Raw genomic sequence first — 11,115 nt, 5'->3', positions numbered from 1 at the left:
CCTGGCATCGGCGCTGCTCGACATGAAGCTGCACCTGCAGCCGGGCGACGCGCCGATCGACCCGCACGCCTTCGAGAAGGCCACCCTCGACGAACTCGGCATGCCGCCGGCCGTGGTGGCGCGCCACCGCATCCCGCAGTTCGCCCACGTGTTCGCCAGCGAGGGCTACGCCGCCGGCTACTACGGCTACCTGTGGGCCGAGGTGCTGTCGCGCGACGCGTTCGACGCCTTCACCGAGGCGGGCGACCCGTTCGATGCGGCCACTGCCGAGCGCTACCGCAAGACGGTGCTGGGCGTAGGCAACTCGGTCGATCCGGCCGAGGCCTTCCGCAGCTTTCGTGGGCGGGACCCGCAGGTCGAGGCGCTGCTGCGCGCCAACGGCTTCACGCCGGACGCGCAGGCTGCGAAGCGATGATGGCCCGCGTCAGAACGCCATGTAGCGCCCCGGCCGGTGGTTGACCGCCAGGGCGAAGTTCATCGCCGCGGCGGCCAGCACCGACAGCGCCAGCCGCGGCGCGTCGATCCAGGGCCAGGATGCGAGCAGGATCGCCGCATCGATGGCCATCTGCACGACACCGGCGCGCCAGCCGAAACGCTCCTGCAGCCAGAGCACCAGCACGTTCAAGCCGCCCAGGCTGGCCCGGTGACGGAACAGGATGATGAAGCCCGCGCCGACCAGCAGCCCGCCGCCGATCGCGGCGAACCACGGGGCCACCTGCTGCAGCCGGAACCAGTTTGGCAGCACCTCCGACAACCAGGCCAGCAGCGTCACCGCGGCGATGGTCTTGAGCGTGAAGCGCCGGCCCATGCGCTTCCAGGCCAGCACGTAGAAGGGCAGGTTGATCACGAAGAACAAGGGGCCGAACGCGGCCCCGGTGGCGTAGTGGGCCAGGAAGGCCAGGCCCACCGTGCCGCCGGTCATCAGCCCGGCGTGGCGGAACATCGCCAGCCCGATGCCGACGAACAGCGTACCCGTGACCAGGGCCTGCGCATCGTCGAACAGCGAGTGGCGGGAAACGGGTGTCATCGTCGACGTCACGTCGCTCATGCGACCCCCTTGGCGCTTGACGCCGTCCCCCCGGGGGGGGATTTCGCCCTTGGGGCGGCCCGGCGGGCTCATTCCACGATCCCCGCCATGAAGTACTTGATCAAGCCCTTGGCCGCGAAGCCGATCAGGCCGACGCCCAGGCCCAGGAAGAGCACGAAGGTGCCGAACTTGCCGGCTTTCGATTCGCGCGCGAGCTGGAAGATGATGAACACCATGTAGAGCATGAAGGCGGTGACGCCCACCGTCAGCCCGAAGTTGGCGATCTGCTCCTCGGTGAAGCCGAACATCAGCCCTGCTCCCCGGGCGTCTTCACCAGATCGCGGTAGGCGTGCCAGCTCGCATGGGCGAGCCAGGGCATCACGACGACCAGGCCGAGCATCACGGTCGCCATGCCCAGGGCGGTCAGACCCATCAGCAGCAAGGCCCACAGGGCCATCGGCGCCGGGTGTTCCATCACGGCCCGCCAGCTGGTGAACACGGCGGCGAGCACGCCCACGCGGCGGTCCATCAGCATCGGCATCGCCATCACGCTGGAGGCGAACACCGGTGCTGCCATCAGCGCGCCGAGCACGAGCCAGGTCTCGAACAACAGGCCGCGGTCGGCCAGCACGACGAGGCGGATGAAGTCGGCCGGCCGGTTCACCTGGCCGGGCAGCGCGCTGGTGATCAGCGCGGCCGAGGTCAGCACCCAGCCCGTGCCGGCCAGGGCCAGCAGCAGGCCGAAGACGATCATCCGGTGGTCGGTGGGCTGCCAGGCGCGGATGGCGGTGGCGAGGTTCGCGGGCTCGCCGCGCTCGAGGGCGCGGCTGACCGCGTACAGCCCGGTGGCCAGCACCGGCGCCACCAGCAGGAAGCCCGAGAACGCGCCGGCCAGCCACCAGAACTGGTGCCGCGCCTGCCAGAACAACAGCCCGCCGAAAGCCGCCAGCGCCAGGCCGTGCAGCAGGCCCGGCAGCGGGCAATGCATCAGGTCACTCCAACCGCGCGCCAGCCAGCCGATCGGCCGCAGCGCCGGGATGCGGCGCATGCCGAAGCTACGCGACTCGCGCAGGGCTTGTTCGGTGAATCGGTTCGGCATGGGCGGCGATGGTTGCAGACGCGAAGTCAATTCGTCTTGATGTTGGTCAGGCGGTCGTGAGCCCCGCCCGGCCGCCCGAAGGGGCTCACTCCCTCTCGGAGGGACAGGGCCGCAGGCCCAAGGGTGCGCCAATGAGCTGCCGCGCGGCGGCGGCCAGCGTGCCGGGTTCGCCGTCCGGCAGCTGCAGCGGCTGTGGTGCATGCTCATCGTGGGCGGCCTTGAATGCGTGGTCGTACAGCGGGTCGTAGTGCTGCTGCATCAGCTCGGCCAGCAGCACGGCCCACTCGCCGGCGCGCGCCTGCGCCTGCCAGCGCGCCACGCAGGCCTTGCCGCGCAGTTCGGTCAGGGCCTGCAGGCGCTCGCACAGCGCGTCCACGTTGTCGATGAAGAAGGCGTAGTCCTCGCACAGCAGCTTCACCCGCGCTTCGAGCCCGAGCTCGACCAGCGTCGGGTGCGCGCAGCCGCGCAGTGCGTCCAGCAACTCGTCGGGCAGCTGCAGCTTGCCGATGCGCCGGCTTTCGCTTTCGACGAACACCGGCCGATCGGGTGCAAAGGCGCGCAGTGTCTGCCAGACCAGCGTCTCGAAGTGCTTCTGGCTCGGCTGCGGCCGGTCGGGCAGGCCGCCGAGCACCGAGCCGCGGTGCGCTGCCAGGCCTTCCAGGTCCAGCACCTGCGCGCCTTCGGCGGCCAGGGCGTGCAGCAGCCGTGTCTTGCCGCTGCCGGTGCGCCCGCCGAGCACGCGCCAGTCGATGCGCTGGGGCAGGGCGGCGAGTTCCTCACGCACCAGGCCGCGAAAGGCCTTGTAGCCGCCCTGGAGCTGGCGCGTGCGAAAGCCGATCTGCGCCAGCACGATCGCCAGGCTGCCCGAGCGCTGGCCGCCGCGCCAGCAGTAGACCAGCGGCCGCCACTCGCGCGCGTGGCCGGCGACCTGCTCGTCGATGATGCGGGCGATGTTGCGCGAGACGATCGCGGCGCCGCGCTTGCGCGCCTCGAAGGTCGAGACCTGGGTGTAGATCGTGCCGACCTCGGCGCGCTCGGCATCGTCGAGCACCGGCCAGTTCACCGCGCCGGGCAGCCGGTCCTCGGCGAACTCGGACGGCGAACGCACGTCGATGATGGTGTCGTAGCCGCCGGCCGCCGCCATCGCTTCGGCGGCCGTGGTCATCGTCAGGCTCATGGGTGCCCCTCGCCCGGGGGGATGTGGGCCGGGGGAGCGGCCCGGCGGTCGTCTCGCGAACTCATGTCGGCATCGCGATCGCGTCCAGCAGCTCGCTCTCGACCTGCAGCTGCATCTTCGGGCTTTGCATTGCCGAGCCGCTGACGAGGAAGGTGTCCTCGACCCGCTCGCCCAGCGTGGACACCTTGGCGAGCTGCAGGTTGATGTGGTGTTGGCCGAGCACGCGGGCGATCGCGTAGAGCAGGCCCGAGCGGTCGCTGGCGCTGACCGACAGCACCCAGCGCTGGCCCTTTTCGTCCGGCCGCAGTGAGACGCGCGGCTGGATCGGGAAGCTCTTGACCCGGCGCGAGACCCGGCCGCGGCTCGGCGCCGGCAGCGGGCCGGTCGAGGCCAGGGCCTGCGCAGCCTGCGTCTCGACCAGCGAGATCATGTCGCGGTAGGCGGTGGCCGCCTGGGTCTCGGCGTTCGGGTTGACGACCTGGAAGGTGTCCAGCGCGTAGCCGGCGCGCGAGGTGTGGATCTTCGCGTCCTGGATCGAGAAGCCGGCCGAATCGAAATAGCCGCAGATCCGGGCGAAGAGATCGGGGCAGTCGGGTGAGAAGACCAGCACCTGCAGGCCTTCACCGACCGGCGAGGGGCGGGCGCGCACGACCGGGGCCTTGGTCTCGATGTGGCGCCACAGCGAGCGCGCGTGCCAGGCGATCTCGGTCGCGTCGTGGCGGGCGAAGTAGCTGACGTCCAGCGTCTTCCACAGCGGCTGCTCGGTACCAGGCAGGGCCGAGTGCAGCGCGAGGATGTGTTGGGCCTCCTGCTTGCGCGCCTCGATCTCGGCGTCCGCATTCGGCGAGCCGCCGCCCAGCGCGCGCAAGGTCAGTCGGTACAGGTCTTCCAGCAGCTTGCCCTTCCAGGCGTTCCACACCTTCGGGCCCGTGCCGCGGATGTCGGACACGGTGAGCAGGTACAGCGCGGTCAGGTGGCGCGCATCGCCCATGCGGCGCGCGAAGGCGGTGATCACCTCGGGGTCGGACAGGTCTTCCTTCTGCGCGACATGGCTCATCGTCAGGTGGTGCCGCACCAGGAACTCGGCGAGCTCCGCGTCGTCCGGCTCGAGGCCGTGGTCGCGGCAGAAGCGCCGCACCTCGATGCCCCCGAGCTCGCTGTGGTCGCCGCCGCGGCCCTTGGCCACGTCGTGGAAGAGTGCGGCGATGTAGAGGATCCAGGGCTTGTCCCAGCCGGCGGCGAGCTGGCTGCAGAACGGGTACTCGTGGGCGTGCTCGGGCACGAAGAAGCGCCGCACGTTGCGCAGCACCATCAGGATGTGCTGGTCCACGGTGTAGACGTGGAACAGGTCGTGCTGCATGCGGCCGACGATGCGGCGGAACACCCACAGGTAGCGCCCCAGCACCGAAGTCTGGTTCATCAGCCGGAAGGCATGCGTCTGCCCCTCGTGCTGGCGCAGGATGTCCATGAACAGCTCGCGGTTGACCGGGTCGCGCCGGAAGCGGCTGTCCATCACGTTGCGGGCGTTGTACAAGGCGCGCAACGTGCGTGCCGACAGGCCCCTGATGCCCGGCGTCTGCTGGTAGACGAGGAAGGTCTCGAGGATCGCGTGCGGGTTCTCGGTGTAGAGGTCGTCGCGCGCCACCTCCAGCATGCCGGCACGGTCGAGGAATCGCGCGTTGATCGGCCGCATCGGCACGGCTTCCGTGCCGTTGACGCGCTCCTCGATGTTGAGCATCAGGATCTGGTTGAGCTGCGTGACCGCCTTGGCCGCCCAGTAGTAGCGGTGCATCAGCACCTCGGAGGCGCGGGTGCCGCGCTCGCTCACGTAGCCGAAGCTGTCGGCCACGGCGGTCTGCAGGTCGAACACCAAACGGTCCTCGCGCCGGCCGGCCACCATGTGCAGCCGGGCGCGGATGAGCTTCAGTGCCCCCTCGTGGCGCTGCAGCTGCTTGACCTCGAAGGGCGTGATCAGGCCCCTGTTCGCCAGCTCGCTCCAGGTGCGGCCCAGGCCCGCGGCACGAGCGACCCACATCACGACTTGCAGGTCGCGCAGGCCGCCGGGGCTTTCCTTGCAGTTGGGCTCCAGCGCGTACGGCGTGTCCTCGTACTTCACGTGGCGCTGGCGCATCTCCAGCGTCTTGGCGCGCAGGAAGGCCCGGGCATCCATTGCCTCGGTGTTGGCGTGCCGGAAGGCGTTGAACAGCCGCCGCGAGCCGCACAGGAAGCGGCTTTCGAGCAGGGCGGTCTGCACGGTCACGTCCTTGCGGGCCTCGGCGATGCAATCCTCGATCGTGCGCACCGACGAACCGATCTCGAGCCCAATGTCCCAGCAGGCGGTGATGAAGGCCGACAGCGTGGCATGCGTGGCCGGGTCGTCGGCGGTGTGCACCATGCTCGGCGGCAACAGCACCAGCACGTCGACATCGGAGTGCGGGAACAACTCGCCGCGCCCGTAGCCGCCGACCGCGAGCAGCGCAGCGCCGGCCGGCATGCCGCTGGACTGCCAGAGCTCGACGAGCGTGGCGTCGACGTGGCGGGCCAGTGCGCGCAGTAGCGTCGCCACGCTGGTGATCGTGGGCCGCGAATCGCGGAAGTGCCCGATCAGCGCAGCCTTGCCGCCGCGAAAGCGCTCGCGCAGCGTGGCCACAGGGTGGGCGGCCTTGGCGGCCGGGATGTCCAGCGGCGCCATCAGCGGGGCCCGCTCAGGCGTTCACGAAAGCCGGCGGGGGCGGGCTGCCGGCCGACAGCGTCATCACCTCGTAGCCGGTCTCGGTGACGACGATGGTGTGCTCCCACTGGGCCGAGAGGGAGCGGTCCTTGGTGACGATGGTCCAGCCGTCGCCGGTTTCCTTGATCTCGCGGCGGCCGGCGTTGATCATCGGCTCGATCGTGAACACCATGCCGGGCACCAGCTCCTCCAGCGTGCCCGGGCGGCCGTAGTGCAGCACCTGGGGCTCTTCGTGGAACTTCTGGCCGATGCCGTGGCCGCAGAACTCGCGCACGACCGAGAAGCCCTGGTTCTCGGTGAAGGTCTGGATCGCGTGGCCGATGTCGCCCAGGCGCACGCCGGGCTTGACCTTGACGATGCCGCGCCACATGGCTTCGTAGGTGATCGCGCACAGGCGCTTGGCGGCGATCGAGCCTTCGCCGACGATGAACATGCGGCTGGTGTCGCCGTGCCAACCGTCCTTGATGACCGTGACGTCGATGTTGACGATGTCGCCGTTCTTCAGCGGCCGGTCGTTCGGGATGCCGTGGCAGACCTGGTGGTTGATCGACGTGCAGATCGACTTCGGATAGGGCGTGTAGCCCGGCGGTGCATAGTTCAGCGGCGCGGGCACCCCGCCTTGGACATGCACGATGTGGTCGTGGGCCAGCTTGTCGAGCTGCTCGGTGCTCACGCCGGGCTTGACGTGTTCGGTGAGCATGTCCAGAACTTCAGAGGCCAGGCGGCCGGCCACGCGCATGCCTTCGATGTCTGCGGCGGACTTCAGGGTGATCGTCATGCACGGCATTATCCCATCGCCCCCTAGAATTACGGGTTTTCCACGGGCTTGCCCCTGCCGCGCCAGGGCGGCATCTCCCACCCCCCGCACACCCCATGTCCTCAGCACCCCAGCATCTGATGCATTTCGAGGGCGGCAACGCCCTGTCCGCCTTCCGCGCCCAGGCTCTCGTGGCCCGGCTGCAGGCGGCCTGCCCCCGGGTCACCGGTGTCAGCGCGCGTTTCGTGCACTGGGTGTGGAGCGACGGCGCGCTGGATGCCTCGGCGCTGGACAAGCTGGCCGCGTTGCTGCGCTACGGCGATCCGGCCGAGGCGGCCGATGCAGGTTCGGGCGAACTGGTGGTCGTGATGCCGCGCCTGGGCACCGTCTCGCCCTGGGCCAGCAAGGCGACCGACATCGCCCACAACTGCGGGCTGGGCATCCACCGCGTCGAGCGGGTCACCGAATACCGGCTGGCGCTGAAGACTGGCCTCGTGTCGGGCATGCTGGGCGGGGCGAAACCGCTGTCGGCCGACGAGCGCGCCGCCTGCGCGGCCGTCCTGCACGACCGCATGACCGAAAGCGTGGCTTTCGAGCGCGAGTCCGCGAAGCACCTGTTCGACGAGCAGCCCGGCCAGCCGCTGGCCCATGTGGACGTGCTGGGCCGCGGCCGCGCGGCGCTCGAGGCCGCCAACACCGAATTCGGCCTGGCGCTGTCGGACGACGAGATCGACTACCTCGTCAGCGCGTTCACCGGGCTGAAGCGCAACCCGAGCGATGTCGAGCTGATGATGTTCGCGCAGGCCAACAGCGAGCACTGCCGGCACAAGATCTTCAACGCCGAGTTCACGATCGACGGCGAGAAGCAGCCGCTGTCGATGTTCGGCATGATCCGCCACACCGAGAAGACCAACCCGCAGCGCAGCATCGTTGCCTACAGCGACAACGCGGCGGTCATGCAGGGCGGCCCGGCCGAGCGCTGGCTGCCCGAGGGCTTCACCAACGCGCCGAAGTACGGCGCGCGGCAAGAGACCGTGCACGTGCTGATGAAGGTGGAAACGCACAACCACCCGACGGCGATCTCGCCGTTCCCGGGTGCCGCCACCGGTGCCGGCGGCGAGATCCGCGACGAGGGTGCCACCGGCCGCGGCGCCCGGCCCAAGGCGGGGCTGACCGGCTTCTCGGTGTCGAACCTGAACCTGCCCGGGACGAACGAGCCCTGGGAGGCGAACGCCTATGGCAAGCCGGAGCACATCGCCAGCCCGCTGCAGATCATGACCGAGGGCCCGCTGGGCGGCGCGGCCTTCAACAACGAGTTCGGCCGGCCGGCGCTGGGCGGCTACTTCCGCGTCTGGGAGCAGACGGTCGGTGAGGGCGCGCAGGCTGTCCGCCGCGGCTACCACAAGCCCATCATGATCGCCGGCGGTCTCGGCATGATCAGCGACGGCCAGACCCACAAGCTGCCCTTCGGCGCCGGCACGCTGCTGATCCAGCTCGGCGGCCCCGGCATGCGCATCGGCATGGGCGGCGGCGCGGCCAGCTCGATGGCCGCCGGCACCAACACCGCGGCGCTCGATTTCGATTCGGTCCAGCGCGGCAACCCCGAGATCCAGCGCCGGGCCCAGGAGGTCATCAACCACTGCTGGGCACTCGGTGAGACGAATCCGATCGTCGCGATCCACGACGTCGGCGCCGGCGGCATCAGCAACGCCTTCCCCGAGCTGGTCGACGGTGCCGAGAAGGGCGCGCGCTTCGACATGCGCAAGGTGCCGCTGGAAGAGACCGGCCTGGCGCCCAAGGAGATCTGGTGCAACGAGAGCCAGGAGCGCTATGTCCTGGCCGTGAACCCGGATCTGCTGCCGCTGTTCGAGCAGATGTGTGAGCGCGAGCGCTGCCCGTTCGCGGTCGTTGGCGTGGCGACCGACGACAAGGAGCTGATCCTCGAAGATGGGCCGAACGGCGAGCGCGTGATCGACATGCCGATGGACGTGCTGCTGGGCAAGCCGCCCAAGATGCAGCGCGACGTGGCCCGCGTGACGCGCGCGCTGGCGCCCTTGAACCTCACCGGCGTCGCGTTGAAGACGGCCGCCTTCGACGTGCTGCGCCACCCCACCGTGGCCAGCAAGCGCTTCCTGGTCACCATCGGCGACCGCACAGTCGGCGGCTTGAACCACCGCGACCAGATGGTCGGGCCCTGGCAGGTGCCGGTGGCCGATTGCGCGGTCACCCTGTCCGACTACGCCGGCCTGCGCGGCGAGGCGATGAGCATGGGCGAGCGCACGCCGCTGGCCGCGCTGGACGCGCCGGCCTCCGGCCGCATGGCCGTGGCCGAGGCCATCACCAACCTGCTGGCGGCGCCGATCACGCTCGAGCACGTCAAGCTCAGCTGCAACTGGATGGCCGCCTGTGGCGAGCCGGGCGAAGACGCCGCGCTGTACGAGACGGTCAAGGCGGTCGGCCTGGAGCTGTGCCCCGCACTCGGCATCGGCGTGCCGGTCGGCAAGGATTCGCTGTCGATGCGCACCCGCTGGAACGACGCTGGCGTGCAAAAGCAGGTCGTCGCCCCGGTCTCGCTGATCGTCACCGCTTTCGTCACGCTGGACGACGTGCGCGGCACGCTGACGCCGCAGCTGCAAGGCGGCGACACCACGCTGATCCTGGTCGACCTGGGTGCCGGCCAGGGCCGCATGGGCGGCTCGATCCTGGCGCAGACGCTGCAGCAGTTCGGCCACAGCGTGCCGGATCTCGACGACCCGGCGCGCTTGAGGGCACTGGTTGCTGCCGTCAACGAGCTGCGCGGCCAGGGCAAGCTGCTGGCCTACCACGACCGCTCCGACGGCGGTCTCTGGGCGGCGGCCTGCGAAATGGCCTTCGCCGGGCACCGCGGGGTCAGCCTGAACGTCGACATGCTGATCACCGAGGGCGATGGCATCAACGACAGCCGCGCCGAGATGGGCGATTCGAAGAACTGGGCCGCCCAGGTCAGCGGCCGCCGCGAGGAACTGACGCTCAAGGCGCTGTTCAACGAAGAGCTCGGCGCGCTGCTGCAGGTGCAGTCCGCCGACCGCGACGCGGTGCTGGCCACGCTGCGCGCCCATGGCCTGTCGGCGCTGAGCCACGTCGTCGGCAAGACCAACGACAAGCAGGTCATCGAGGTCTGGCGCGATGCCAAGGCCCAGTTCAGCGCGCCGCTGCGCGAGCTGCACCAGGCCTGGGACGAGGTCAGCTGGCGCATCAGCCGCCTGCGCGACAACCCGGCGGGCGCCGACAGCGAACACGCAGCCGCCGGCGGCGACGACCCCGGCCTGCATGTGGCACCCAGCTTCGACCCGGCCGAGGACGTGGCCGCACCCTTCATCGCCACCGGTGCGCGGCCCAAGGTCGCGATCCTGCGCGAGCAGGGCGTGAACAGCCAGGTCGAGATGAGCTACGCGATGGCCAAGGCCGGCTTCGACACCTTCGACGTGCACATGAGCGACCTGCAGGCCGGCCGGGCCCGGCTGGACCAGTTCCAGGGCTTCGTCGCCTGCGGCGGCTTCTCTTACGGCGACACGCTGGGTGCCGGCGAGGGCTGGGCCCGCTCGGTGATGTTCAACCCCGTGCTGACCGAGCAGTTCGCCGCCTTCTTCGGCCGCAGCGACAGCTTTGCGCTGGGCGTGTGCAACGGCTGCCAGATGCTGGCGGCGCTGAGCCCCATCATCCCGGGCGCCGAGGCCTGGCCCAAGTTCACCCGCAACCGCAGCGAGCAGTACGAGGCGCGGCTGGCGATGGTCGAGGTGCTGGACAGTCCGTCGATCTTCTTCACCGGCATGGCCGGCAGCCGCCTGCCGATCGCGGTAGCGCACGGCGAGGGCTTTGCCGATTTCTCGCAGCGCGGCGATGCGGCCAAGGTCCGGCGTGCCATGCGCTTCGTCGATGGCCATGGCGCGGCCACCGAGGTCTACCCGTTCAACCCGAACGGCAGCCCGGGCGGCTTGACCGCGGTGACGACGGCCGACGGGCGCTTCACGGCCTTGATGCCGCACGCCGAGCGCGTCTTCCGCAACGTGCAGATGAGCTGGACGAACGGCGACATCGCCGCCGACAGCCCCTGGATGCGGATGTTCCGCAACGCGCGGCGCTGGCTGGCCTGACGTTTGCCCCCTGCCTCGGCGTGTGCTTCAGGGATCTTTCCAAGGAGACGCAGCGATGGCGAATCACAGCAAACGCGATTGGTGGCGCCGGGCCAAGCTGGCGCTGGCCGCTTGCGCATCGGCGGTCGCCGGCCTGGGCGGGTCGGGTTCGGCCGCGGCGGCCGAGCCGGCCGCCCGGCTGACGGTCTCGG

8 protein-coding genes are annotated in these 11,115 nt (G+C 70.0%); 2 read left to right on the top strand and 6 right to left on the bottom strand.

The genetic code is table 11. The features are described 5' to 3' along the window. Nucleotides 1–415: M3 family metallopeptidase (locus tag VJ693_RS04435; RefSeq protein ID WP_324152257.1), on the top strand; the 415-nt coding region annotated here is incomplete at its 5' end. 9 nt (nt 416–424) lie between these two features. On the opposite strand, the gene VJ693_RS04430 is transcribed toward VJ693_RS04435, so the two are convergent. From VJ693_RS04430 to map, 6 genes are all read right to left on the bottom strand, one after another. Then, entirely contained in the window at nt 425–1,048 is a 624-nt protein-coding gene (locus tag VJ693_RS04430) for a YitT family protein (RefSeq protein WP_324152256.1), read from the bottom strand. Nucleotides 1,049–1,116: 68 nt separating this feature from the next. After that, nucleotides 1,117–1,335: a DUF2788 domain-containing protein gene (locus VJ693_RS04425; protein WP_324152255.1), complete on the bottom strand. Its 219-nt coding sequence runs from the start codon at nt 1,333–1,335 to the stop codon at nt 1,117–1,119. Continuing rightward, a complete protein-coding gene (locus VJ693_RS04420) occupies nt 1,335–2,126 on the bottom strand; it encodes a DUF2189 domain-containing protein (protein ID WP_324152254.1) in 792 nt (263 codons plus the stop codon). The genes VJ693_RS04425 and VJ693_RS04420 overlap by 1 nt, the downstream gene beginning before the upstream one ends. A gap of 85 nt (nt 2,127–2,211) precedes the next feature. Further along, entirely contained in the window at nt 2,212–3,303 is a 1,092-nt protein-coding gene (mnmH, locus tag VJ693_RS04415; protein WP_324152253.1) for a tRNA 2-selenouridine(34) synthase MnmH, read from the bottom strand. A 61-nt stretch (nt 3,304–3,364) separates the two neighbouring features. Continuing rightward, entirely contained in the window at nt 3,365–5,995 is a 2,631-nt protein-coding gene (locus VJ693_RS04410; protein ID WP_324152252.1) for a [protein-PII] uridylyltransferase, read from the bottom strand. 13 nt (nt 5,996–6,008) lie between these two features. Then, nucleotides 6,009–6,812, bottom strand: coding sequence for a type I methionyl aminopeptidase (gene map / locus VJ693_RS04405; protein WP_324152251.1), 804 nt, complete (start codon nt 6,810–6,812; stop codon nt 6,009–6,011). Nucleotides 6,813–6,907: 95 nt separating this feature from the next. Between map and purL the strand changes: the two genes are divergently transcribed. Next, nucleotides 6,908–10,924: a phosphoribosylformylglycinamidine synthase gene (gene purL / locus VJ693_RS04400; protein ID WP_324152250.1), complete on the top strand. Its 4,017-nt coding sequence runs from the start codon at nt 6,908–6,910 to the stop codon at nt 10,922–10,924. Nucleotides 10,925–11,115: the final 191 nt, after the last annotated feature.

The organism is Ideonella sp. (assembly GCF_035254525.1).
Lineage (GTDB): Bacteria > Pseudomonadota > Gammaproteobacteria > Burkholderiales > Burkholderiaceae_C > Ideonella.
This window is presented reverse-complemented; position numbering and strand designations above follow the sequence as displayed.